General features: G+C 72.5%; 21 protein-coding genes and 4 pseudogenes. 10 read left to right on the forward strand and 15 right to left on the reverse strand.

What is annotated here, in order from left to right; translation table 11 throughout:
- A pseudogene (locus ACFYOV_RS22510) lies at positions 1-361 on the reverse strand (hypothetical protein); the annotation flags it as partial.
- A 275-nt stretch (positions 362-636) separates the two neighbouring features.
- Here ACFYOV_RS22510 and ACFYOV_RS22515 point away from each other — a divergent pair.
- The 3 genes from ACFYOV_RS22515 (at position 637) to ACFYOV_RS22525 (ending at position 3,791) form a co-directional block, all read left to right on the forward strand.
- The gene (locus ACFYOV_RS22515) at positions 637-1,800 is read left to right on the forward strand and encodes an MFS transporter (RefSeq protein WP_389090395.1); all 1,164 of its coding nucleotides are present in this window, start codon (positions 637-639) and stop codon (positions 1,798-1,800) included.
- A gap of 333 nt (positions 1,801-2,133) precedes the next feature.
- Positions 2,134-3,012, forward strand: coding sequence for an SDR family oxidoreductase (locus tag ACFYOV_RS22520; RefSeq protein ID WP_389090079.1), 879 nt, complete (start codon positions 2,134-2,136; stop codon positions 3,010-3,012).
- A gap of 44 nt (positions 3,013-3,056) precedes the next feature.
- Positions 3,057-3,791: a maleylpyruvate isomerase family mycothiol-dependent enzyme gene (locus ACFYOV_RS22525; RefSeq protein WP_389090080.1), complete on the forward strand. Its 735-nt coding sequence runs from the start codon at positions 3,057-3,059 to the stop codon at positions 3,789-3,791.
- 18 nt (positions 3,792-3,809) lie between these two features.
- Here the strand turns inward: ACFYOV_RS22525 and ACFYOV_RS22530 are convergent, their stop codons facing one another.
- Complete coding sequence (locus ACFYOV_RS22530) at positions 3,810-4,205, reverse strand: MarR family winged helix-turn-helix transcriptional regulator (protein ID WP_389090082.1); 396 nt, start codon at positions 4,203-4,205, stop codon at positions 3,810-3,812.
- An 85-nt stretch (positions 4,206-4,290) separates the two neighbouring features.
- On the opposite strand from ACFYOV_RS22530, the gene ACFYOV_RS22535 reads away from it, so the two are divergent.
- Positions 4,291-5,778: an MFS transporter gene (locus ACFYOV_RS22535; RefSeq protein WP_389090083.1), complete on the forward strand. Its 1,488-nt coding sequence runs from the start codon at positions 4,291-4,293 to the stop codon at positions 5,776-5,778.
- 177 nt (positions 5,779-5,955) lie between these two features.
- Complete coding sequence (locus ACFYOV_RS22540; protein WP_389090085.1) at positions 5,956-6,237, forward strand: DUF6332 family protein; 282 nt, start codon at positions 5,956-5,958, stop codon at positions 6,235-6,237.
- On the opposite strand, the pseudogene ACFYOV_RS22545 reads toward ACFYOV_RS22540, so the two are convergent.
- Positions 6,201-6,662: pseudogene (locus ACFYOV_RS22545) on the reverse strand (LuxR C-terminal-related transcriptional regulator); the annotation flags it as partial. The gene ACFYOV_RS22540 and the pseudogene ACFYOV_RS22545 sit on opposite strands and share 37 nt — an antisense overlap.
- A 7-nt stretch (positions 6,663-6,669) precedes the next feature.
- Positions 6,670-7,437 carry a TetR/AcrR family transcriptional regulator gene (locus ACFYOV_RS22550; protein WP_389090086.1) on the reverse strand — a complete coding sequence of 256 codons (768 nt, stop codon included), beginning with the start codon at positions 7,435-7,437 and terminating at the stop codon, positions 6,670-6,672.
- A 493-nt stretch (positions 7,438-7,930) separates the two neighbouring features.
- Here ACFYOV_RS22550 and ACFYOV_RS22555 point away from each other — a divergent pair, with 493 nt between their 5' ends.
- A complete protein-coding gene (locus tag ACFYOV_RS22555) occupies positions 7,931-8,380 on the forward strand; it encodes a nitroreductase family deazaflavin-dependent oxidoreductase (protein ID WP_389090088.1) in 450 nt (149 codons plus the stop codon).
- Positions 8,381-8,564: 184 nt separating this feature from the next.
- Here ACFYOV_RS22555 and ACFYOV_RS22560 read toward each other — a convergent pair whose 3' ends face one another.
- Positions 8,565-9,797: a geranylgeranyl reductase family protein gene (locus ACFYOV_RS22560; protein ID WP_389090089.1), complete on the reverse strand. Its 1,233-nt coding sequence runs from the start codon at positions 9,795-9,797 to the stop codon at positions 8,565-8,567.
- 194 nt (positions 9,798-9,991) lie between these two features.
- Here ACFYOV_RS22560 and ACFYOV_RS22565 point away from each other — a divergent pair, with 194 nt between their 5' ends.
- Together ACFYOV_RS22565 and ACFYOV_RS22570 are read left to right on the forward strand one after the other, a co-directional pair.
- Positions 9,992-11,359 (forward strand): dipeptidase, encoded by a 1,368-nt coding sequence (locus ACFYOV_RS22565; RefSeq protein ID WP_389090091.1) that lies wholly within the window; start codon positions 9,992-9,994, stop codon positions 11,357-11,359.
- Between the two features lie 101 nt (positions 11,360-11,460).
- Positions 11,461-12,177, forward strand: a pseudogene (locus ACFYOV_RS22570) (MBL fold metallo-hydrolase).
- Positions 12,178-12,257: 80 nt separating this feature from the next.
- On the opposite strand, the gene ACFYOV_RS22575 reads toward ACFYOV_RS22570, so the two are convergent.
- The 3 genes from ACFYOV_RS22575 to ACFYOV_RS22585 all read right to left on the reverse strand — a co-directional run bounded on the left by ACFYOV_RS22575 (position 12,258) and on the right by ACFYOV_RS22585 (position 14,923).
- Positions 12,258-13,301 (reverse strand): NUDIX domain-containing protein, encoded by a 1,044-nt coding sequence (locus ACFYOV_RS22575; protein WP_389090092.1) that lies wholly within the window; start codon positions 13,299-13,301, stop codon positions 12,258-12,260.
- 152 nt (positions 13,302-13,453) lie between these two features.
- On the reverse strand, positions 13,454-13,642 hold the full coding sequence (locus ACFYOV_RS22580) for a hypothetical protein (protein WP_389090093.1): 189 nt from the start codon (positions 13,640-13,642) through the stop codon (positions 13,454-13,456).
- Positions 13,643-13,969: 327 nt separating this feature from the next.
- Positions 13,970-14,923: an ROK family protein gene (locus tag ACFYOV_RS22585; protein ID WP_389090095.1), complete on the reverse strand. Its 954-nt coding sequence runs from the start codon at positions 14,921-14,923 to the stop codon at positions 13,970-13,972.
- A gap of 189 nt (positions 14,924-15,112) precedes the next feature.
- Here ACFYOV_RS22585 and ACFYOV_RS22590 point away from each other — a divergent pair, with 189 nt between their 5' ends.
- Positions 15,113-16,207: a LacI family DNA-binding transcriptional regulator gene (locus ACFYOV_RS22590; RefSeq protein WP_389090096.1), complete on the forward strand. Its 1,095-nt coding sequence runs from the start codon at positions 15,113-15,115 to the stop codon at positions 16,205-16,207.
- Between the two features lie 180 nt (positions 16,208-16,387).
- Here ACFYOV_RS22590 and ACFYOV_RS22595 read toward each other — a convergent pair whose 3' ends face one another.
- From ACFYOV_RS22595 to ACFYOV_RS22615, 5 genes are all read right to left on the reverse strand, one after another.
- A complete protein-coding gene (locus ACFYOV_RS22595; protein WP_389090098.1) occupies positions 16,388-17,689 on the reverse strand; it encodes a DUF6986 family protein in 1,302 nt (433 codons plus the stop codon).
- 190 nt (positions 17,690-17,879) lie between these two features.
- Positions 17,880-18,842 (reverse strand): electron transfer flavoprotein subunit alpha/FixB family protein, encoded by a 963-nt coding sequence (locus ACFYOV_RS22600; RefSeq protein WP_389090099.1) that lies wholly within the window; start codon positions 18,840-18,842, stop codon positions 17,880-17,882.
- Between the two features lie 60 nt (positions 18,843-18,902).
- Positions 18,903-19,691 carry an electron transfer flavoprotein subunit beta/FixA family protein gene (locus ACFYOV_RS22605; protein ID WP_389090100.1) on the reverse strand — a complete coding sequence of 263 codons (789 nt, stop codon included), beginning with the start codon at positions 19,689-19,691 and terminating at the stop codon, positions 18,903-18,905.
- A gap of 216 nt (positions 19,692-19,907) precedes the next feature.
- Positions 19,908-20,417, reverse strand: a complete 510-nt coding sequence (locus ACFYOV_RS22610) for a flavin reductase family protein (RefSeq protein WP_389090102.1) — start codon at positions 20,415-20,417, stop codon at positions 19,908-19,910.
- A gap of 274 nt (positions 20,418-20,691) precedes the next feature.
- The gene (locus ACFYOV_RS22615; protein WP_389090397.1) at positions 20,692-21,090 is read right to left on the reverse strand and encodes a thioredoxin family protein; all 399 of its coding nucleotides are present in this window, start codon (positions 21,088-21,090) and stop codon (positions 20,692-20,694) included.
- 238 nt (positions 21,091-21,328) lie between these two features.
- Here ACFYOV_RS22615 and ACFYOV_RS22620 point away from each other — a divergent pair, with 238 nt between their 5' ends.
- Positions 21,329-22,057: a lysophospholipid acyltransferase family protein gene (locus ACFYOV_RS22620; RefSeq protein WP_389090103.1), complete on the forward strand. Its 729-nt coding sequence runs from the start codon at positions 21,329-21,331 to the stop codon at positions 22,055-22,057.
- Between the two features lie 84 nt (positions 22,058-22,141).
- On the opposite strand, the pseudogene ACFYOV_RS22625 reads toward ACFYOV_RS22620, so the two are convergent.
- Both ACFYOV_RS22625 and ACFYOV_RS22630 read right to left on the reverse strand, forming a co-directional pair.
- Positions 22,142-22,812, reverse strand: a pseudogene (locus ACFYOV_RS22625) (B3/4 domain-containing protein); the annotation flags it as partial.
- A 13-nt stretch (positions 22,813-22,825) separates the two neighbouring features.
- Positions 22,826-23,398 carry a transglutaminase domain-containing protein gene (locus ACFYOV_RS22630; RefSeq protein ID WP_389090105.1) on the reverse strand — a complete coding sequence of 191 codons (573 nt, stop codon included), beginning with the start codon at positions 23,396-23,398 and terminating at the stop codon, positions 22,826-22,828.
- Positions 23,399-23,419: the final 21 nt, after the last annotated feature.

The raw sequence follows: 23,419 nt of genomic DNA on the forward strand, positions 1-23,419 counted from the left end.
AGCCGCCGCTCTTCTCCTTGCCTCCCCAGTCCCCCTCGCTCACGGCAGCCAGAGCGCCACCACCGGTGTGCATGCCACCGTGCGGCTTGCCGTGCTCCTCCTTGCCGCTCCAGGACTCCTCGCCCTGCGAGCCGCCGCTCTTCTCCTTGCCTCCCCAGTCCCCCTCGCTCACGGCAGCCAGAGCGCCACCACCGGTGTGCATGCCACCGTGCGGCTTGCCGTGCTTGTCCTTGTCGTGCTCCTTGCTGTGGGACGTGCCGTGATCCCAGTCACCCGAGTGGTCGGCGTAGGCTGCGGGCGCCGCGATCGCGAGGGCGGCGGTGGCCGTCGCGGTGGCGAGCACCATGCGGGCTGAGCGCATCTGAGAGTCCTTCCGTCGACGACCGGGCTGCTGACGCCTCGTCAGCACGATGGACCCGGCTTCGACGTGATCCACCGTCATCCAGGTCGTCCGGTCTCACCATCCGGGGCGTTCACACGGGTTAACGCCCCCACCCCTACGGCGCCACGGACCCGGCGGCCGGCCCGTCCCGCGCGCTCCCGTGGGCCACCGTTCTCGGCCCCCTTGCCCCAGGGCAGGTGTCCCCCTAGCCTGAGTTTGTGCCGCTAATAAACAAAACCCGCTCGCACAGTGTCGTGCCGGGCAACGACCTCCTCCGTCTCCGACGTGCCCTGACCGCCTTCTTCGCCCTGGACGGTTTCGTCTTCGCCGGCTGGGTGGTGCGCATCCCCGCCATCAAGGAGCAGACCGGCGCCTCCGCCAGCGCTCTAGGGCTCGCCCTGCTCGGGGTGTCCGCCGGGGCCGTCGTCACCATGACGCTCACCGGCCGCCTGTGCCGCCGCTACGGCAGTCACCCGGTCACCGTGGTCTGCGCGGTCCTGCTCTGTCTGAGCGTCACGCTGCCCCCGCTGACCCACTCCGCACTCACCCTGGGCGCGGTACTGCTGCTGTTCGGGGCGGCCTACGGCGGGATCAACGTGGCCTTCAACAGCGCGGCCGTCGACCTGGTGAACGTCCTGCGGCGGCCGATCATGCCGAGCTTCCACGCCGCCTTCAGTCTGGGCGGCATGATCGGCGCGGGGGCGGGCGCCCTGGTGGCCGGATCCCTTTCGCCCGCCCCGCATCTGTGGGGGCTGGCGCTGGTGGGGCTGCTCGTGACGGCCCTCGCGGGGCGGGCGCTGATGCGGTGCGCGCCGCTGACACCGGCGGACCGCGGACGGGCCGAGCCGCGCACCCGGCCCCGACCGGACCGCCGTACCCGCGCCCTGGTGATCGTCTTCGGGCTGATCGCCCTGTGCACCGCGTACGGCGAGGGGGCGCTGGCCGACTGGGGCGTGCTGCACCTGGAGCAGGACCTCGGCGCCTCCCCCGGCGTCGCGGCCGTCGGCTACTCCTGCTTCGCGCTCGCCATGACGATCGGGCGGCTCACCGGCACGACGCTGCTGGAGCGGCTCGGCCGGACCCGCACCGTGGTCGCGGGCGGTTCCACCGCGGCCACCGGGATGCTGCTCGGGGCGCTCGCCCCGTCCCTGTGGGCGGCGCTGCTCGGCTACGCCGTCACCGGGATCGGTCTGGCCAACCTCTTCCCCGTGGCCGTGGAGCGGGCTGGAGCGCTCGCGGGTCCCGACGGGGTCGCCGTGGCCTCCACCCTGGGCTACGGCGGCATGCTCCTCGGTCCGCCCGCGATCGGTTTCATGGCCGACTGGTTCAGCCTCCCGGCCGCGCTCACCAGCGTGGCGGTCCTGGCGGCGGTCGCCACGGCCATCGGTTTCGCGACCCGCGGGGTGAACACGGGCTGAGGGGCGCGGGCCGACCGGTCGGGGCACGGGCATCGGCCAGGACATTGACGGAGCGGACGGGGCACGGGCGGCGGCGGCCGGGGCGGGGGCATCGGACGGGGCGGGGGCATCGGACGGAGTCGGCCGCGGGCCGATGCTCCCGGTGCGGCCGGCCCGCGAGGCGCCCGGGCTCCGGCCCCCTGGGGGGCCGTCCGTGCGACTTCCTGGGCCGATCGGCGCAGTGGTCGGGGATCGGCCGCGCCGTCCGGGGGTACTCGCTCCTCCGCGCCCGCCGATCGTCGTCGACGGGTGGCTGGAGGACCCGACGGACCCCGCCGACCAGGGAGCAAGACCGTGACGGAGCAGCAGAACCCCGCCGAGCAGCACCCGACGCCCGACTTCCCGGCCCAGGATCAGCCGCACCCGGGGTGGACCGGCCCCATGGATCCGCCCCCGGACCACGGCGAGGACTCCTACCGGGGCAGCGGCCGGCTGGCCGGTCGCAAGGCGGTCATCACCGGCGGAGACTCCGGTATCGGGCGGGCCGTGGCGCTGGCGTTCGCGCGCGAGGGCGCCGATGTGCTCTTCACCCACCTGGACAGCGAGAAGGACGACGCCGCCGAGACCGCCCGATGGGTGGAGGAGGCGGGCCGGCGTGCGGTGCCCGTGGAGTGCGACGTACGGGAGGAGGACAACTGCCGGGCACTGGTCGACCGTGCCGTCGAGGAGTTCGGCCGGATCGACATCCTGGTGAACAACGCCGCGTACCAGATGTCGCAGCCCGACGGCATTGAGGCCATCTCCACCGAGCAGTTCGACCGGGTCGTGCGCACCAACCTGTACGGCATGTTCTGGCTGTGCAAGCTGGCCCTGCCGCACATGCCGGAGGGCGGCTCCGTCATCAACTCCACGTCCGTTCAGGCGTACAAGCCGAGTCCGCACCTGCTGGACTACGCCATGACCAAGGGCGCGATCGTCACCTTCACCCAGGGACTGGCGCAGATGGTGATCGAACGCGGCATCCGGGTCAACGCGGTGGCGCCCGGTCCGGTGTGGACGCCGCTCATCCCGGCGACTCTTCCGGACACCAGGGAGTTCGGCAAGCAGGCCCCCATCGGCCGGCCCGCGCAGCCCGCCGAGATGGCCCCGGCGTACGTGTTCCTCGCCTCTCAGGAGGCGTCCTACATCACGGCCGAGATCGTCAACGCGACCGGCGGGACGCCGCTGCCGTAGGACCGCGGGGCGGCGGCGCGGCTCCGTGCGGCACACTCCTCCCCATGGACACTGCGTGGTTTCTCGACGTGCTCGACAAGGAGGGCCGGTCGCTGGCCGCGGCCGCCGAGGAGGCGGGGGTGGACGCCGCGGTGCCGACCTGTCCCGGGTGGCGGACACGCGACCTGCTCCTGCACACCGGCGTGGTGCACCGGTGGGCGGCGGGCTTCGTCGCCGACCGGCACACCGCACCCCGCCCGATGGGCAAGCCCCCGGAACTCGACGACGCCGCGGTCGTCGCCTGGTACCGCGACAGCCACCGGCGTCTCGTCGACACCCTGCACGCCGCGGCGCCCGACGTGCAGTGCTTCACCTTCCTGCCCGGAGCGTCCTCTCCGCTGGCCTTCTGGGCCCGTCGGCAGGCGCACGAGACGGCCGTACACCGGTTCGACGCGGAGTCTGCGCGCGGTGGCGTCCCGGGGCCGATCGCCACGGACTTCGCGGTGGACGGCATCGACGAGTTGCTGCGCGGCTTCCACGCGCGTGGAAGGAGCCGGGTGCGCACCGGGACCCCGCGCGTCCTGCGGGTGCGCACCGCGGACACGGACGCGGTGTGGACCGTACGGCTCTCCGCGGAACCTCCGGTGACGACGCCCGGGGCGTCCGGGGAGGCGGAGTGCGAACTCAGTGGTCCCGCCGACCGGTTGTACCTGGCCCTGTGGAACCGGGCGCCGGTGCCGACGGTGACGGGTGATCCCGCGCTCGCCGCCCTCTGGCGGGAGACGTCCGCCGTCGTGTGAGCCTGCCGGCCCGGTCGCTCAGTCGTCCGCCAGCGTCCGGGCCAGTACCGCGCGCTGCACCGGCAGCACCTCGCCGTGCAGTGCGCGCCCCTTGGCCGTGAGGGACACCCGCACACCGCGCCGGTCCTCCGGGCACATGCCGCGCGCGAGCAGCCCTTCCTTCTCCAAGCGGGCGATCAGCCGGGACAGGGCGCTCTGGCTCAGGTGGACCCGGGCGGAGATCTCCTGCACCCGGCATGCCCAGCCCATCTTCGACCGGGAGCATTCCGACAGCACGTCGAGGACCTCGAAATCGCTGGCGCACAAGCCGTAGGGATGCAGCGCGCGGTCGAGTTCGCACTGCGTGCGCGCGTGCAGGGCCAGCAACTGCCGCCACTGTTCCACCAGCGCCTCTTCGGCCTGCTTCGCCGCCATGGCCGCACCGTAGCAGAGAGGCGGTCCATTGCACCGTAATTAAATGCACTTGCATCACATGCAGGTACATGAAAGTGTCTCCGGTATGACCTCTCCGCTCAACACCTCCGCGTCCGGCGGGCGTTGGACTCCCCGGCTGTGGGGCACGCTGCTCGTGCTCTGCGCAGCGATGTTCCTGGACGCGCTGGACGTGTCCATGGTCGGCGTGGCCCTGCCCTCCATCGGCGCCGACCTCGGCCTGTCCACCTCGTCCCTGCAGTGGATCATCAGCGGCTACGTCCTGGGCTACGGCGGTCTGCTGCTCCTCGGCGGCCGCGCCGCCGACCTGCTGGGCCGACGCCAGGTGTTCCTGGTGGCCCTCGGTGTCTTCGCGGTCGCCTCGCTGCTCGGTGGACTCGTCGACTCGGGCCCGCTGCTGATCGCCAGCCGGTTCGTCAAGGGCTTGAGCGCGGCCTTCACCGCGCCCGCCGGCCTGTCCATCATCACCACCACGTTCCCGGAAGGACCGCTGCGCAACCGGGCGTTGTCCATCTACACCACCTGCGGCGCCACCGGCTACTCGATGGGCCTGGTCTTCTCCGGCCTGCTCACCGAGGCCGACTGGCGGCTGACCATGCTGCTGCCCGCGCCCGTCGCGCTGATCGCCCTGCTCGTCGGCATGCGACTGCTGCCGCGCACCGAGCGCGAGCGCAACCACGGCGGTTACGACGTCCCCGGCGCCGTACTCGGCACCGCGTCCATGCTGCTGCTCGTCTTCACCGTGGTGCAGGCGCCCGAGGTGGGCTGGGCCTCGGCCCGCACGATCGTGTCCTTCGCCGCCGTCACCGTCCTGCTCGCGGTCTTCGTGACCGTGGAACGGCGCAGCCCGAGCCCGCTGATCCGGCTGGGCGTGCTGCGTTCCGGGCCCCAGGTGCGGGCGCAGCTGGGGGCGTTGACGTTCGTCGGCAGCTACTTCGGCTTCCAGTTCCTGGTCACCCTGTACATGCAGCAGCTGCTCGGCTGGTCGGCGCTGCACACCGCGCTGGCCTTCCTGCCGGCGGGCGCGCTGGTGGCCCTGTCGGCGACCAAGGTGGGCGCGGTCATCGACCGGTTCGGCACGGCGCGACTGATCGTGCTCGGCTTCGCCCTGATGGTCGCTGGCTACGTCCTGTTCCTGCGCGTCGACCTCGACCCGGTCTACGCCGCGGTGATCCTGCCGACGATGCTGCTCGTCGGCTCCGGTTTCGCGCTGACCTTCCCCTCGCTCAACGTCCAGGCCACCAACGGCGTCGACGAGCACGAGCAGGGCATGGTCTCCGGGCTGCTCAACACCTCGGTCCAGGTGGGCGGGGCGATCTTCCTGGCCGTGGTGACGGCGGTGGTGACCGCACACGCCCCGGAGAACGCCAGCCCCCAGGCCGTGCTCGACAGCTACCGGCCCGGCCTCGTGGTCGTGACCGGCATCGCCGTCGCGGGGCTGCTCATCACGCTCACGGGACTGCGCCCCCGCCGAACGGGCCGGTCCGTGGTCGTGGCCAAGTCCGCCGCGCCGGACGCAGAGGCGGAGGCGGAGCGCGTCGGCGCCCGCGACTAACTGGTCGCCGCGAGCGTCGGCAACCGACGCCGCGATCGCACGTGCCGGACCCCGCGTCTGGGCGTGATCCGACGACATGTCCCAGGGGGCCGTCTCCACGCGGGCGCCCGGCCGGCTTCCTTGCCCGCCGGGCGCACACCTGTTTGACTCCCGGGTACGACCGATGGGGGAGACGGCATGAACAGTCAGGGGCGACGGCGCACCCAGGCCGAGCGGGACGCGATCACCGTGGAGATCGGATACGCGCTGTGCAGCGCGGCGTTCGCGGCAGCCGTCGTCCTCGGTGCCGTGGCCGGGCCCGCGCTGCTCTTCGATCTGCCGGAACCGGTGACGGCCCTGCTGCTGCGGGCAGGTCTGGTGCTGGCGCCGGTGCTCTTCTTCGCGCGGGTGGTCAGCGTGCTGGTGCGCTTCCGGCGGACGGATCAGCCCAGCCGGCCCGGCACCAGCCCCGGCTCATAGGCCGGCCCGACCGGTTGGGCACGGTCACGCGCCCCCGACTTGATCATGGTGTGGCTGACGATGGGTCCTGGCGGTTGGCGGCCTGACGACCAGGCGGCGGACGATCTCCTCGTTGGTCGGGCCCGTTCCGGCCAGGGCCGTCACCTCCCATTCCCGTTCGGTGAGCCGGGCGAGCACGTCGGCGGCGATCGGTTCCTTGGAGCGGGCCGCGAACTCGGCGATCAGCCGCCGGGCACCCCGGAGGCAGCAGCACGTCCCCGGCGACCACCGCGGTACCGCATACATCAGTTCCTCGGGCCCGGTGTCCTTCACCAGGGAGTCCGGGGCGCCGGAGCGGATCGCCTCGAAGACGTACTCGTCCCGTACGAGGTGGTGAGCACGACCACCCTCACGTCCGCCGGCTCCGCGTCCCCGGTGACCCCGCGGGGCACGTCAGGACCCGGTGACGCCGGGCCTGCCCCCGGTTCCGGCGGCACCGTCAGCCCAGCCCTGCCCGGTTCCGCCCCGCGGTGGAAACACCAGGCCGACGCCATGGGCGAGCTGCGCGACGGCGTGCCGGAAGAACGCGTCACGGTCCTCCACGACCCGGTTGAACTGCCCGAACAGCTCGAAACCGACCAGCCCGAACAGCTGCGCCCAGGCCGCCACCATCACCGCTACCGCCTCCGGCGGCAGGTCGGGGGCGAGGTCGGCGGCCATCCGCTCGGCCTCGGGCCGCAGTTCGGCCGGCAGCGGGGTCCTGGCCAGACCGGGACCGCGGTAGGCGTCGCGGACGACACCGATGAGGAGGAGACCGACACGGGACGCCGCCGGGACGGTGGTCTCCGGGGCGCGGTAGCCGGGGACCGGCGATCCGTAGATCAGCGCATACTCGTGCGGATGGGCGAGCGCCCAGCCGCGCACCGCCTCGCACACGGCCGTCCAGCGCTGTGCGGGCCCGGCGTCGGAGACCGCGCCGTGCGCCACCTCGGCGGCCTCGCCGAGGGAGTCGTAGGCGTCGATGATGAGGGCGGTCAGCAGGTCGTCACGGCTCGGGAAGTAGCGGTACAGCGCGGACGACGCCATGCCGAGCTCACGGGACACCGCCCGCAGCGACAGCTTCGCGGCGCCTTCGGCGGCGAGCTGTCTGCGGGCCTCTTCCTTGATCGCCGCGGTCACTTCGATCCTGGCCCGGGCACGGGCGCCGTGTGCGGTGCTCATGACGGTCAGTGTGGCATGGAGTCGGAGCAGTGCACACAGACGCGAGCGCTGCACCCGAAAGCGAGCGGCGCACACCCGTGCGAGCAGTGCACACAGACGTGAATGGCGCATACAGAGAGCAGCGGATGCACGCGCGAAGGGGAACGGATATGCGTGCGACAGGAGCGGTGCACGCTGCGGAGGGCGGCGCACGCTACGGAGGGCGGCGCACGCCTCGGAGAGCAGCGCACGCCACGAAGAGCAGCGCACGCCTGCATGAACGGCGCCCCTGCTTTGTGAGCGGTGTCTGCGGAGGCAGCACGCAGCGACGGCGCCGGAGAGCGTGCACCAACGGTGAGCGGCGCACACGACGAAGAGCAGCGCTCTTGCTTTGGGGCGCCGCTCCGGGCAGACTGTGACCCACGACAGAGAGCAGTGCTCGCAAACGCGATCGCCGCTCTCCCGGCCGGTTCGGCATCACCCCCCGCAGGTTCGGCATCCCGAAGGAGACCCGATGTCCACGCACGTCCAGAAGCCCGGCTGGTTCACGGTCAACGTCTTCAACCGTCTCGTCGCCTGGGTGACCCGTCGCGGGCTGAGCGTCTGGGGATCCCGCATCCTGGCGGTCCGCGGCCGCAAGAGCGGCCAGTGGCGGACCACGCCGGTGAACCTGCTGACCCTGGAGGGTGAGCGGTACCTCGTCGCCCCCCGCGGCCACGTCCAGTGGACGCACAACATGCGCGCGGCGCGCGGCGGCGAGCTCCGCCTCGGCAGGAACGTCGAGGTCTTCAGCGCGACGGAGGTCGCCGACGACGACAAGCCGCCGCTGCTGCGCGCCTACCTCAAGCGCTGGAAGGCGGAGGTCGGCGTGTTCTTCAAGGGAGTCGGCCCCGACTCATCCGACGAGGAGCTGCGCCGCATCGCCCCCGATCACCCGGTCTTCCGCATCACGAGCACCGGCTGAAGCGGCATCAGCCGCACGCACACCGCGCCACGCCGACCGCACCATGCCGACCGCACGGCACCGCGCCGACCGCCCCGCCCCTACCGAACACCGCCCTGACGAGCACCGCCCGCCACCGGGCGTCGGAGCCGCAGCCGCAGCCGCTCCCCTGACGTCTGCTTCCCCCACGTCACGTCTGCTCCCCTCACGCCTCCTCGCCGTCGGGCGCCGGACGCCGGTCCAGTGCCGTCAGGGCGCGGTGCGCCATCGGATGGGTGCGCACGAGCTCGCCGAGGGACGTGGAACCCCGAGTGATGTCCTTGAACGCCTTCCAGGCCGGGCGGAAGCCGGTGAGGACGGCGTGGAAGACCCCGGGACGCCGCTCGAACACCGCGAGCATCCGTTTGCCGACGCTCATCTCGACGCCGAGTCCCGCCTTGACGGCGAAGGCGTAGTTGAGGGCCTGGCGGCGCGCGTCCACGGCGTCGTGGGCCTCGGCGATCCGCACGGCCCACTCGCCCGCGAGCCGGCCGGAGCGCAGCGCGAAGGAGATGCCCTCACGGGTCCAGGGCTCCAGCAGCCCCGCCGCGTCCCCGCACACCAGCACCCGTCCACGTGACAGCGGCGAGTCGTCGGCGCGGCAGCGGGTCAAGTGGCCGGAGGAGATGCTGGGTTCGAAGCCGGCGAGGCCGAGCCGGCCGATGAAGTCCTCCAGGTACCGCTTGGTGGCGGAGCCCTCGCCGCGCCGGGAGATCACACCGACCGTCAGGGTGTCGCCCTTGGGGAAGACCCAGCCGTAACTGCCGGGCATCGGACCCCAGTCGATGAGGACCCGCCCCTTCCAGTCCTCGGCGACGGTCTCCGGGACCGGGATCTCCGCCTCCAGGCCCAGATCGACCTGGTCCAGCTTGACCCCGACATGCGCTCCTATGCGGCTGGCGCTGCCGTCCGCGCCGACGACGGCCCGCGCGAGGACGGTCTCGCCGCCCTGGAGGACGACGGCGACCGTGCGCCGGTCCGGCACCGCCGAGCCGTGCTGCTCGACACGCTGCACGGTCATGCCGGTGCGCAGCTCGGCGCCCGCCTTCTGGGCGTGCTCGACCAGATGCTGGTCGAACTCGGCCCGGTTGACCAGCCCGAACAGCATCTGACGGGAGCGACGGGTGCGGGAGAACCGGCCGTTGCTGGAGAACGTCACCGCGTGCACGCGGTCCTTCAGCGGAAGCTCGAAGCCCGGCGGGAGCGTGTCGCGCGAGGGGCCGATGATGCCGCCGCCGCAGGTTTTGTAGCGGGGCAGTTCGGCCTTCTCCAGCAACAGCACGCGCCGTCCCGCGACCGCCGCCGCGTAGGCGGCCGAAGCCCCCGCGGGTCCCGCGCCCACCACAACGACGTCCCACACCTGCCGCACGTCGTCCGCCGAAGAGTTCTCGCTGCTCACGATGGTCTACTGCTCCCGATCAAGCCGCCTGCCGCACCTGTCTCCCGCATCCTACGGCGGCGGTTGCCGCAGGCCGCTGTGGGAGGATCGGCAGCGTGCCTGTCCCCTACACGGGCTCGCGGGCACACCACACGATCATCCGGCGTACGAGAAGTACGCAGAGGTACAACGTCGCACCCACAAGGAGCGTGCCCATGTCGTCGAATCCGGTCGCCGCGACCGTCGCCTCGCTGATGCCCAGGGCGAAGGAGGAGCTCACCGAGCTGGTGGCCTTCAAGTCGGTGGCGGACTTCGGGCAGTTCCCCCGCAGCGAGAGCGAGGGCGCCGCGCGGTGGGTCGCCGAGGCGCTCACCGCCGAGGGATTCCAGGACGTCGCGCTGCTGGACACCCCGGACGGCACCCAGTCGGTGTACGGCTACCTGCCCGGGCCCGAGGGTGCGAAGACGGTGCTGCTGTACGCCCACTACGACGTGCAGCCGCCGCTGGACGAGGCCGGCTGGACCACGCCGCCCTTCGAGCTGACCGAGCGGGACGGCCGCTGGTACGGGCGCGGGGCCGCCGACTGCAAGGGCGGCGTGATCATGCACCTGCTGGCACTGCGCGCGCTCAAGGCGAACGGCGGCGTGCCGGTGCACGTGAAGGTGATCGCCGAGGGCTCGGAGGAGCAGGGCACGGGCGGCCTGGAGCGGTATGCGGAGGAGCACCCCGAACTCCTAGAGGCCGACGCGGTGGTCATCGGCGACGCGGGCAACTTCCGCGCCGGTCTGCCGACGGTCACCTCGACGCTGCGCGGCATGACCCTGGTGCGGGTGCGGATCGACACCCTCGAGGGCAATCTGCATTCGGGCCAGTTCGGCGGCGCCGCGCCCGACGCGCTGGCCGCCCTCGTGCGCGTACTGGACTCGCTGCGCGCGGAGGACGGCAGCACGACGGTCGACGGACTGGCCGGCGACTCCGCGTGGGACGGACTCCAGTACGACGACGCGCAGTTCCGCAAGGACGCCAAGGTGCTCGACGGCGTGGAGCTGATCGGTTCCGGGACGGTCGCCGACCGCATCTGGGCGCGCCCGGCGGTCACCGTCCTCGGCATCGACTGCCCGCCGGTGATCGGCGCCACGCCGTCCGTGCAGGCGAGCGCCCGTGCACTGATCAGCCTGCGGGTGCCGCCGGGCGTGGACGCGGCGGAGGCGACCAAGCTGCTCCAGGCCCACCTGGAGACGCACACGCCGTGGGGTGCGCGGGTGAGCACCGAGCAGATCGGCCAGGGCCAGGCGTTCCGCGCCGATACCGCCAGCCCGGCGTACCAGGCGATGGCCGACGCGATGGCGGTCGCCTACCCGGGCCAGGAGATGCAGTACGCCGGTCAGGGGGGTTCCATCCCGCTGTGCAACACGCTGGCCGCGCTCTACCCGCGGGCGGAGATCCTGCTCATCGGCCTGAGCGAGCCGGAGGCGCAGATCCACGCGGTGAACGAGAGCGTGTCCCCGGACGAACTGGAGCGGTTGTCGGTGGCCGAGGCAGTCTTCCTGCGCAACTACGCGCGGGAGTCCGTCGCGGACTGACGGCGGGAATGGCCTGGATCCGGGGCTTGCGGCGCGCTCGCCGCTCTGCTGTGAGCCGAGTTCCCGTCCGGGGGCGGGGACTCGGCCCTACGGTCGCAGGCATGGACGCAGTCGAGCTGCTCCCCCGCCTCCACCTCCTGCGATGTCCGGTCGGTCAGGCCTGTCTCTGGCGCGACGACGACGCGTTGACGCTGATCGATGCGGGGCCGGCCGGTTCCGGCGTCTCGATTGCCGGGGCGATCACCGCGCTGGGCCGAGACCCCCGGGACGTAAGGAGGGTCCTGCTCACCCACTTCCACGAGGACCACGCGGGCGGTGGGGCCGAGATCGCGGCGCTCAGCGGCGCCGAGGTGCTGGCCCACCGGCTGGACGCCCCATACGTCCGCGGTGAGGCACCGGGACCGCCGCCGGTGTTCGAGGACTGGGAACGTCCCCTGCACGAACAGGCGGTGAAGCTGCTGCCCTCGGGGGACTTCGCACGGCCTTCGCAGGTAGCGGAGTTGTCCGACGGCGATGTCCCTGGACCTGGGTGGCGGGGCGCACGTCGTGCACGTCCCGGGGCACACGGAGGGCAGTGTGGCCGTGCATCTCCCCCGGTACGGCGTGCTGTTCACCGGCGACACGGTCGCCGCCTCGCCGGTCGACGGCACCGTGATGCCGGGCGTGTTCAACCTCGACCGGGAGCGCGTCCTCACCGCCTGCCACCGGCTCGCCGCCCTCGACGCGGACACGGCCTGCTTCGGGCACGGCGCCCGGTCATGAAGGGGGCGGCCCGGGCGCTGCACGCGGCGGCGACCGCGTCCGGGCCGCCCGGGTGACGCACTCGGCCCCGGCCGGACGGCGGTGGCCCACCTCTCGTGGGGCGGGCCGCTTCGGGGCCGGGTCGTCCGAGGGGGTGTCAGCCGACCGGCACGCCCGCCTCCAGGTACAGCGCCCTGCCGCGTTCCCGTGCCCGCAGTGCCCAGCGCAGCCGTTCGTAGCGCACCGGCGGGAGCAGGTCGGCGGCCTCCGCCTCGGTGGCGAAGCGCCAGTCGCGCAGTTCCGGGCCGGGCAGCAGCAGTCGCCCGGCCTCCGCGGAGTCGAGCCGGCCTCCGTCGAAGAGCAGGCGCAGTCCGCCGTAGCCCGGCGGTGCGGGCGGTTCCCAGTCGACGACGAGCAGCCCCGGTACGTCGTCGAGCCGGATCCCGGTCTCCTCGGCGACCTCGCGCATGCCCGCGCGGGCGGGTGCCTCACCGGGTTCGACGACGCCGCCAGGGAACTCCCAGCCCGCCTTGTAGGTCGGGTCGACGAGCAGCACCCGGTCCTGCTCGTCGAAGAGGAGGACACCGGCGGCGACGGTCTCGGAGGTGGGCTCGGGCGTCTGCACGATGTCGCAGGCGGGCACCTCGCCGCTGCCGACGGCCTCGGCGATGCGGAGGGCGGCGGCGTACGGGGTGAGGTCCGAGGTGTCGACGAGGTGCGCGTCGGCGGTGAGCCAGGAGCCGAGGGCGTTCCGGTACGGCTCGATGTGGTCGTAGGACCACTGCCGTACGCGCGTCTCGCCGCGCGGCGGGCGCTCGGGGACCTCACGGCCGGCTATTCGCTCACGCAGGATCGTTTCCGCCGGGGCGAGGAGCACGTGCTGGACCGGGATGCGGCGGGCGGCGAGCCCTCCGAAGATCTCGTCGCGGTACTCCTGGCGCAGCAGGGTCATGGGGACCACGAGGGTCCCGCCGAGCTCGGCGAGCATCGCGGCCGTCGTGTCGATCACGAGACGTCGCCAGATCGGGAGGTCCTGGAAGTCGCCGACCTCGGCGAGGTGTTTGGGCGGCAGCAGGTGGCCCAGCGCTCCGCCGATGACCTCGGGGTCGAAGAGCGTGCTGTTCGGGATCAGTTCGACCAGTTCCCGTGCGGTGGTGGTCTTCCCCGCACCGAACGCACCGTTGATCCAGACCACGGTCACGGTTCCCCCTCTTCTGTTGGCCCCCTGTGGCTTGCCCGCTCCACCCTGCCACGGAAACCAGTTCCCGTTGAGAACGCGTGACAACGGCGCCGGTGCCCCTCCGGAAGGGGCACCGGCGCCGTGTGGTTCGGCCGGCTGATCGGTGGGGCTCGTCAGTCCTCGTCCTGCTGGTCCTGGCCGCCCAGGTCCAGGGCGTCCGCGGAGAGGGTCTGGTCGACGGCGCCCAGGGGACCCTTGACGTCGAGGCCGCCGAGGCCGTTGTCGGCGTGGGACGGGGTGATCGCCGCGACGACGAAACCGGTGGCGAGGGAGGCGATGGCGAGCATGCTGCGCTTCTTCATGCCCGGCCCAACTGCCCGGACCGCTCCGGGGTCACGCACGGGTCGGCAAAAACCACGCGGGCGGACGCCGCCGGGCTCCCGACTCGGCCGGACGGCCCTCCCGATGTCCGGAAAGAGGCCCTTCGACCACCTCGAATCGGACGTTCTGTTGCCGAGGCGGCACCCGCCATTCCTGCTCTCCGAGTCTCCGGCCCGTGTCCCGTCCTCGCCGGTCCCATCGGTCCCGCCGTCCTCTCGGGCCCCTCGGAGACTTCAAGCCCTGTCCGCGCTCTGGAGTCTCTCCGGCGACGTCGGCCCCGTCCGGGGCCTCCTCGACGGCCCCACGCCTCAGACGCCCGCCGCGGCCGGGTCCGTCCGCCGGGTCAATGCCGCCGCCGCGGCGCCCACCAGGCCCGCGTCGGTGCCCATCCGCGCCGGGGTCACCGCGAGGCGCCGGACGAAGGACAGCGTGGCGTAATCGGTCAGGGCCCTGCGCAGCGGGGTGAACAGGACCTCCCCCGCCTTGCCCACTCCCCCGCCGATCACGGCGATGTCGATCTCCACGAGGGCGGCGGTGGCCGCGATCCCGGCGGCCAGCGCCCTGGCGGCCCGCTCGAACGACGCCACGGCCACCGGGTCCCCGGCCCGCGCGGCGATGGCCACCGCGGCGGCGGACGTGTCACCGTCGAGGCCGGGCCGCCAGCCGTTCTCCAGAGCGCGGCGCGCGATGTTGGGGCCGCTGGCGATGCGCTCCACGCACCCGCGCGAGCCGCACGGGCAGAATTCGCCGTCGAGATCCACGCTGATGTGGCCAATGTGGCCGGCGTTGCCGGTCGGGCCCGGGTACAGCCGACCGCCGAGCACCAGACCTCCGCCGACCCCGGTCGAGACGACCATGCACAGCGCGTTGTCGTGGCCGCGGGCGGCACCCTGCCAGTGCTCGGCCGCGGTGATCGCCACGCCGTCGCCAATCAGCTCGACGGGCAGCCCCCCGCAGACGGCCCGGACTCCGGCGACGAGCGGGTAGTCGCGCCAGCCCGGCACGTTCACCGGGCTCACGGTGCCCGTGGTGGCGTCGACGGGCCCCGCGCTGCCTATGCCGACGGCCGTGGCGTGCGTCCACAGCGGAGATGCGGTGAGCTCACCGAGCACCGCCTCGACGGCCCGCATCACGGTCGCACCGTCCTCCCGTGCGGGTGTCGGCCGCTGGGCGCGGACCAGGATCCGGCCACGGTCGTCCACCAGCGCGCCGGCAATCTTGGTGCCGCCGATGTCGAGCGCGGCCACGAGCTCGGTGTGCATCAGTGTCGGATCTCCCCGTTGAGCGTGCCAAAACGCCGGGCCCTGCGCGCGGCCCTGAGGCGGCGTACGGGGCGAACGGCAACCCGGCGCGCCGGATGTGCGCGCCGGGAGTGTGCGGTGGACAGTGTCCCCCGCGCCTGACAACGTTGTCCAGGCTCTATGCTCGACGCCACATCCTCATACAACCCCATGGACTCACGCATCCCCGTGGACGACAGGACAGGACACCGCACCGTGCCGGAGACGACCCGCCGCGCCAACCACCTCTCAGGGACCCGTTACGGCAACCGTCCGACGATGAAGGACGTGGCCGCCCGCGCCGGTGTCGGGCTCAAGACGGTGTCGCGGGTGGTCAACGGCGAGCCCGGGGTCACCCCCGAGACCGAACGACGGGTCCAGGAAGCCATCGACGCCTTGGGCTTCCGCCGCAACGACAGTGCGCGGGTGTTGCGCAAGGGCCGCACCGCGAGCATCGGCCTGGTCCTGGAGGACCTCGCGGACCCGTTCTACGGCCCGCTCTGCAGGGCGGTGGAGGAGGTGGCCCGTGCGCACGGCGCCCTGCTGATCAACGGCTCCAGCGCGGAGGACCCGGAGCGCGAGCAGGAACTGGTGCTGGCGCTGTGTGCCCGCCGGGTGGACGGCCTGGTGGTGATCCCCGCGGGCGACGACCACCGGTATCTCGAGCCGGAGCTGAAGGCGGGCGTCGCCACCGTCTTCGTGGACCGGCCGGCCGGACGGATCGACGCGGACGTGGTCCTGTCGGACAACTTCGGCGGCGCCCGCGACGGCGTGGCCCACCTCATCGCGCACGGACACAGCCGGATCGGATTCATCGGCGACATGCCTCGCATCCACACGGCGGCCGAGCGGCTGCGCGGCTACCGGGCCGCCATGGAGGACGCGGGCATACCGGTGGCGGACTCCTGGATGTCCCTCGGCGTCACCGTCCCCGAGCGGGTGCGCCGGGCGGCCGAGGAGATGCTCTCCGGGCCGGAGCCCGTCACCGCGATCTTCACCGGAAACAACCGGGTGACGGTCACCGTGATCCGCGTGCTGGCCGAGCGGTCCCGCCGGGTCGCCCTCGTGGGTTTCGACGACATCGAGCTGGCCGACCTGCTCCAGCCGGGTGTCACGGTCGTCGCCCAGGACGCCGCCGCCCTCGGCCGGACCGCCGCGGAGCGGCTGTTCCGCCAGCTGGACGGCACCCTGCCCGTCCCCGAGCGGATCGAACTGCCGACCAGGCTGATCACCCGCGGCTCGGGCGAGCTGCCGCCTGCGGACTGAGGAGCGGCGCCGCACGAGCCGTGGCGTCGCCGCGTACAGTCCCGGGGGGCCGGTGGTGACCTGGGGACGGTGTGGGGCGCCCGCCCGGTGTCGTCGCCGCGGCAGCGGCGTCCGGGCGGGCGGAGCACCCGCGGGAGCCGGGGAGGCCGGTCGCGCCGTCGGCCCGCCGGGGCGGGCCGGTCAGGCCGACGCCGTCAGGTCGCTCCGCCGCGGCGCCGCGAAGCGTTCCAGGTCGGCGCGGGTCAGACCGGTGTGCCGGGCCACCTCGGCGACGTCCAGGGCGCCGCAGTCCAGGCCGCGCAGCAGGTAGCCGCCGAGGGCCTTGGCGGTGGCGGGCTCGTCCATGACGTCGCCGCCGGTCCGGCTGACGTAGCGGGCGAGGCGGGCCGCGGCCTGCTCGAAGCCCTCCCGGTAGAAGGCGAAGACCGCCGCGTAGCGGGTGGGCAGGTGGCCGGGGTGCATGTCCCAGCCCTGGTAATAGGCACGGGCCAGGGCGCGGCGGGTGAGGCGGTAGTGCAGGCGCCAGGCGTCGTGGACCTTCTCGGTGGGGCCGACGGGCAGCACGTTGGTGGAGCCGTCGCAGACCCGGACGCCGGTGCCCGCGGCGGCGACCTGCATCACGGCCTTGGCGTGGTCGGCGGCCGGGTGGTCACTCGCCTGGTGGGCGGCGGAGACACCAAGACAGGCGCTGTAGTCGAAGGTGCCGTAGTGCAGCCCGGTGGCCCGGCCTTCGGCGGCCTGGATCATGCGGGCGACGGTGGCGGTGCCGTCGGCGGCGAGGATGGACTGGCTGGTCTCGATCTGGATCTCGAAGCCGATCCGGCCGGGCTCGAGGCCGCGCGCCTTCTCGAAGGCCTCCAGGAGCCGCGCCATGGCGGTGACCTGCTCGGCGTAGGTGACCTTGGGCAGCGTGAGCACGAGTCCGTCGGGCAGGCCACCGGCCTCCAGGAGCCCGGTGAGGAAGATGTCGAGGGTGCGGATGCCGCGGTCGCGCACGGCCGCTTCCATGCACTTCGTCCGGATGCCCATGTACGGGGCCGCGGTGCCCTCGGCGTACGACCGGGCGACGAGGCGGGCGGCGCGGGCGGCGGTCTCGTCCTCCTCGGCGTCGGGGCGGGTGCCGTAGCCGTCCTCGAAGTCGACGCGCAGATCCTCGACCGGCTCGCGCTCCAGCTTGGCGCGGACGCGGCGGTACACGTCCTCGGCCAGGTCCTCGCCGAGCCCGAGCACGGTGGCGAACGAGGCGGCGTCCGGGGCGTGCTCGTCGAGCGCGGCGAGCGCCCGGTCGCCCCAGGAGCGCAGGGTGTCGGCGGCGAAAGCGTCACCGGGGACGTACACGGTGTGGACGGGCTGACGGGTGCCGGGGTCCCCGGGATAGCGGCGCTCCAGTTCGGCGTCGACGGGGGTGAGAAAGGCGGCGATCTCCTCGCGGACGGCGCCGGCGAGACTCGTCGCCACCCGCTCCTGCTGGCCCTGACCCATCCCACAGCCTCCCAGTCTTCCGCTATACGGAATCAACAATCCGTAGACTGAAGTTATCGGGCCGTCTTCCCCCTGGTCAACACGGCGCCGGGCGTCTGGGACCGTCCGCATTCCCAGTACAGCACCGGAACACAGCGGGGCCCCCGCGACCTCGGCGGTCGCGGGGGCCCGGTGCGCCCTGGGGGGACAATCAGCCCTTGCGGGTCTTGATCTCCTCGGTCAGCTGCGGGACGACGTCGAACAGGTCGCCGACGACGCCGTAGTCGACCAGGTCGAAGATCGGGGCCTCGGCGTCCTTGTTGATGGCCACGATGGTCTTCGAGGTCTGCATACCGGCCCGGTGCTGGATCGCGCCGGAGATGCCGGAGGCGATGTACAGCTGCGGCGAGACCGACTTGCCGGTCTGGCCGACCTGGTTGGTGTGCGGGTACCAGCCGGCGTCGACGGCGGCGCGCGAGGCACCGACGGCAGCGCCGAGCTGGTCGGCGAGTGCCTCGATGATCGCGAAGTTCTCCGCGCCGTTCACGCCGCGGCCACCGGAGACCACGATCGCTGCCTCGGTCAGCTCCGGACGGCCGGTCGACTCACGCGGCGTACGGCCGGTGACCTTGGTGCCGGTCGCCTGGGCGGAGAAGGTCACGGACAGGGCCTCGACCGCGCCGGCGGCCGGGGCGGCCTCCACGGCGGCGCTGTTGGGCTTCACCGTGATGACCGGGGTGCCCCTGGAGACACGCGACTTGGTGGTGTACGAGGCGGCGAACACCGACTGCGTGGCCACCGGGCCCTCGTCGCCGGCCTCCAGGTCGACGGCGTCGGTGATGATGCCGGAGCCGATGCGCAGCGCCAGACGCGCGGCGATCTCCTTGCCCTCGGCGGAGGACGGCACCAGCACGGCGGCCGGGGAGACGGCCTCGACCGCGGCCTGGAGGGCGTCCACCTTCGGCACGACCAGGTACTCGGCGTACTCGGCGGCCTCGTGGGTCAGGACCTTCACCGCGCCGTGCTCGGCCAGCGCGGCGGCGGTGTCGGCGGCGCCGTTGCCCAGCGCGACGGCGACCGGCTCACCGATGCGGCGGGCGAGCGTCAGCAGCTCCAGCGTGGGCTTGCGGACGGCGCCGTCCACGTGGTCGACGTAGACGAGAACTTCAGCCATGGGACTTCTTCTCTCCTGCTTGCGAAGTTAGAGGGGCGGGAAGCGAGTTGAGCCTCGGGCTCAGATGAACTTCTGGCTCGCGAGGAACTCGGCGAGCTGCTTGCCGCCCTCGCCCTCGTCCTTGACGATCGTGCCGGCGGTGCGGGCCGGACGCTCGGCCGCGGCGTCGACCGTGGTGTAGGCGCCCTCCAGGCCGACCTCCTCCGCCTCGATGTCGAGGTCGGACAGGTCCCAGGACTCCACCGGCTTCTTCTTGGCCGCCATGATGCCCTTGAAGGAGGGGTAGCGCGCCTCGCCCGACTGGTCGGTGACCGACACGACGGCCGGCAGCGACGCCTCGAGCTGCTCGGAGGCGGCGTCGCCGTCGCGGCGGCCCTTGACCGTGCCGTCCTCGACGGAGACCTCGGAGAGCAGGGTCACCTGCGGGACGCCGAGGCGCTCGGCGAGCAGGGCCGGGACGACGCCCATGGTGCCGTCGGTGGACGCCATGCCGGAGATCACCAGGTCGTAGCCGGCCTTCTCGACCGCCTTGGCCAGCACCAGGGAGGTGCCGATGGCGTCGGTGCCGTGCAGGTCGTCGTCCTCGACGTGGATGCCCTTGTCGGCACCCATGGACAGCGCCTTGCGCAGCGCGTCCTTGGCGTCCTCCGGGCCCACCGTGAGGACGGTGACCTCTACGTCGTCGTCGGAGTTCTCCGCGATCTGCAGCGCCTGCTCGACCGCGTACTCGTCCAGCTCGGAGAGCAGACCGTCCACGTCGTCACGGTCGACGGTCAGGTCATCGGCGAAGTGCCGGTCGCCAGTGGCGTCGGGCACGTACTTCACAGTGACAACGATCCTCAAGCTCACGCCGGCTCTCCTACTGCATCGTCATTTCTGGCTGCCTGCCTGCAGGCAGCATAGGCGCCTCAAGCGGCCTGTCCCGATCGGGGCGACCCACGCCCCGCACAAGACGTTACTCGTCAGTACACCCAGTTCGTTCCCGCTAAGCAAGCGCTTTGAACTGTGACCTTCGCAACGCAGCGTAACCGGAACTCGACATGCCCGCAGCAGGAGGGCGTGTGCTCAATCCCGCAGACCGTTGAAGCGGCCCTGGTGGTAGAGGAGCGGGCGGCCCTGGCCGCTGGGGTCGCCGAGCAGCACCTCGGCGAGGACGAGCCGGTGGTCGCCGGCGGGAACCCGGGCCACCACCTTGCACACCATCCAGGCCAGTACCCCGTCGAGCACGGGGATGCCCTCGGGACCCTCACGCCAGGCGGTGGCCCCGCCGAAGCGGTCCGCTCCGCTGCGGGCGAAGGTGGCCGCGACGTCCTGCTGGTGTTCACCGAGCACGTGGACGCCGACGTGGCCGTTCGCGGCTATCGCGGGCCAGGTGGAGCCGCCGGTGCCGATCCCGAAGGAGAGCATCGGGGGGTCGGCGGAAACGGAGGTGAGGGAGGTGGCGGTGAAACCGACCGGCCCTGATTCCCCGCGCGCGGTGATCACTGCCACACCCGCGGCGTGCCTGCGGAACACGGAGCGCAGCAGGTCGGGCGAGGCGAGCCGGGCGGTGCCGAGGTCGGACGGGGCCGTCATGGAACTGTCCTTCTGCGAAAGGTGGGGCGGGGTGCCCGCTCGGGCGGGCCCGAGCGCGGACGGGGACGCGCGGCCGCTCACCGGCCGGGCCGGCGCTCGCGCGCGGCGCGGACGGAGAACGCCGGGCGGCCGGGTACCCGCGGGGGACGAAGGAGTTCCGAAGACATGCCGTCAGACTGACGATAGATGGCATGCACAGTCAAGCCGGTCCCGGGATGTGGGAGATGACTCACCACGGGCTCCGTGCCGCGCCGCACCGTTCTCCCTCGGCCCGTCACACGGCCCGTCCGAGCGCGGCGATCACGTCCGCCTTGCGCGGCTGACCGCTCGCCCGGCGTACGACACGGCCGCCGGCGTCGAGGACCAGCACCGTCGGGGTGCCCAGGATCTCCAGCCGGCGCACGAGACCGAGGTTCGCCTCGGCGTCGATCTCGACATGGGCCACACCGGGGACCATGCCGGCGACCTCGGCCAGCACCCGCCGGGTCGCCCGGCAGGGGGCACAGAAGGCGCTGGAGAACTGCACCAGCGTGGCCCGCACGCCGAGCTCCGCGCCGAGGTCTGCGGCCCGGAGCCGCCCGCCGTCTTCCCGCCCGTGCACCCGCACTCTCCTCCCGCGCCGCCCGCCCTGGGCTGTTCCTGCCGTGGTCAGCGTCGTCGGGGGCGCGAAGATTCCCGCCCGGCGACCGTCACGGAGGCGGGTCGACGGTCGGGCGAGGTAACGGTGCCGCAAAAGCCCGAGGTGGATCAGGGGACGACGTGACGAGAATCTCGCCGCACCAGGGCACTGGGGCTGGTTCACCGGCCGTTCTTGGGGCACCATCAGCGCAAGCCGTAAAACCTACGGCTGCGTAACTTCGACTGGGAGTTCCCCCTTCCCAGGCAGAGAAGGAAGGGTTTCCACCCCGCCCATGGCAGAACTCGTCTACCCTCCTGTGATCGGTTTCGCCCGCACCCTGTTCAAGGTGTGGGACCTCAAGATCGACTGCCGGGGTTCGGATTACATCCCGCGCTCGGGCGGCGCCGTGCTGGTGAGCAACCACATCAGCTACCTGGACTTCGTCTTCAACGGCCTGGCCGCACTGCCGCAGAAGCGGCTCGTGCGCTTCATGGCCAAGGAATCCGTCTTCCGGCACCGGATCTCCGGTCCGCTGATGCGCGGGATGAAGCACATCCCCGTGGACCGCACCCAGGGCGAGGCGGCGTACACCCACGCCCTGCAGTCGCTGCGGTCCGGGGAGATCGTGGGGGTCTTCCCGGAGGCGACGATCTCGCAGTCCTTCACGCTGAAGAGCTTCAAGTCGGGTGCCGCGCGCCTGGCGCAGGAGGCCGGCGTACCGCTGATCCCGATGGCGGTGTGGGGCACGCAGCGGCTGTGGACCAAGGGCCACGCCAGCAACTTCAAGCGCAGCCACATCCCCGTCACCATCCGCGTGGGCGAGGCGATCGAGGCGTCCAAGGACAAGTACGCGGGCGCGATCACCCGGCAGCTGCGCGAGCGGGTGCAGGAACTGCTGGAGGCCGCGCAGCGCGCCTACCCGGTGCGCCCCAAGGGCCCGGACGACACGTGGTGGATGCCCGCGCACCTCGGCGGCACGGCTCCGACCCCCGAGCAGGTCCGCGAGACCGAGACCCGCTGAGGCCCGCGGGCGAGGCCGGGAACCGCTCGCGCCCGCCGGGGCGGCTGTGTCGCCGTCCGGGACGGCTCGTGCGGCCGGGCGGCTGGTGATCCGGGCGCCGGGGCTGAACTTCTCGAGCAGTCCGGCGAGTTCGCCGGCCGCGACTCCGTCAACGGGTCGAGGGTCTCCAGGAGGAAGAGGCCGGAGGTCGTCGCCTCGGTGAGGCGGGTGCGCGGATCCCGACGCCCGTTCCACCGGCGGCAGGTCACCCCCCGTGTCGTCGCGCCACACCGCCTCGCCCGGGTCCGGGTGCTCGCCGGTCTCCTCGCCGCCGGCGACGGTCACGAACTCCTCCTCGCCGGTGGCCCTCAGCAGCCGCACCGCGCCGCGGATCCGGTCGGCGTCCTCACCGCCGACCGGGATCGGACGGGCGACGCCGACAGCGTTGCAGAGGTCGACGAGCAGGCTGATCCGCGGGAGTCCCGCCGCACCGAGCGCTCACCGGCCGGCGCCTCCGCCGAGTTGCGGGTACGCGAGGGCTTCGAGCCGAACGCCACCGAACGCCGTGCAGAGCTCGCGCCGGGCCGCCAGGTGCGGGTCCTCGTGCGGGGCCCTTCCGTCCAGGCGGGCGGCGAGCCGACGGGCCGCCTCGTCGAGCAGGGCCGAACTTGTCTCCAGGCTGGGCCCGTTCCCCCGTCCGTGCGCCTCGACGGCGACATGGTGAAGCCGGGTGCGAGGGTGCGCAGCTCGTCGTACACGGTCGGCGTGAGCGTCATGGTTCGGCGTCCGTCAGAGCGTGGTGGGAAGTGTGCGCCACAGGTGCGGCCGGTCGGCGGCGGTCCGCAGGGCCTTCAGGACGACCGGGTGTGGTGCAGCATACAGGACCGGGTAGTCCAGTTCACTGGACGCCGGATCGGGTGCGAAGGCCAGCCGCTCGCCGTCCAGGCTGAAGCGGGCATCCACTCCGGGCTTGTTGCCACGGGGGTCCTGCCGATGCCAGGCACCGTTGAACCGTACGGCGACGAGCCCGTGCAGCACCTCGAAGCGCTGGTAGCACAGCGCGGTGGGGATGTCCTCGGCCCGCAGCAGCGCGGCCAGCGCGTGGGCCTTGGCGTAGCAGACGCCGGTGCGCTGCTCCAGGACGTCGGAGGCGCGCCAGGTGACCCGGTCGTCACCCACGTCCTGCGAGTGCGCAATGGCGTCCCGCACGAACTCGAAGGCCACTCGCGCATACTCATACGAGTCCGCGACCTGCGCGGCGAGCCGCGCCGCCGTCGCCCGAACCAGCGGATGATGATGGTCGATCACGTCATCGGCGGCCAAGTAGGCGGAAAGGTCAGGGTTTTCCTGGATCAGCTGCATGCCGTCAGAGCATAGGAATGC

Origin of the sequence: Streptomyces sp. NPDC005931, from assembly GCF_042871235.1 — a bacterium.
Classification (GTDB): Bacteria; Actinomycetota; Actinomycetes; order Streptomycetales; family Streptomycetaceae; genus Streptomyces.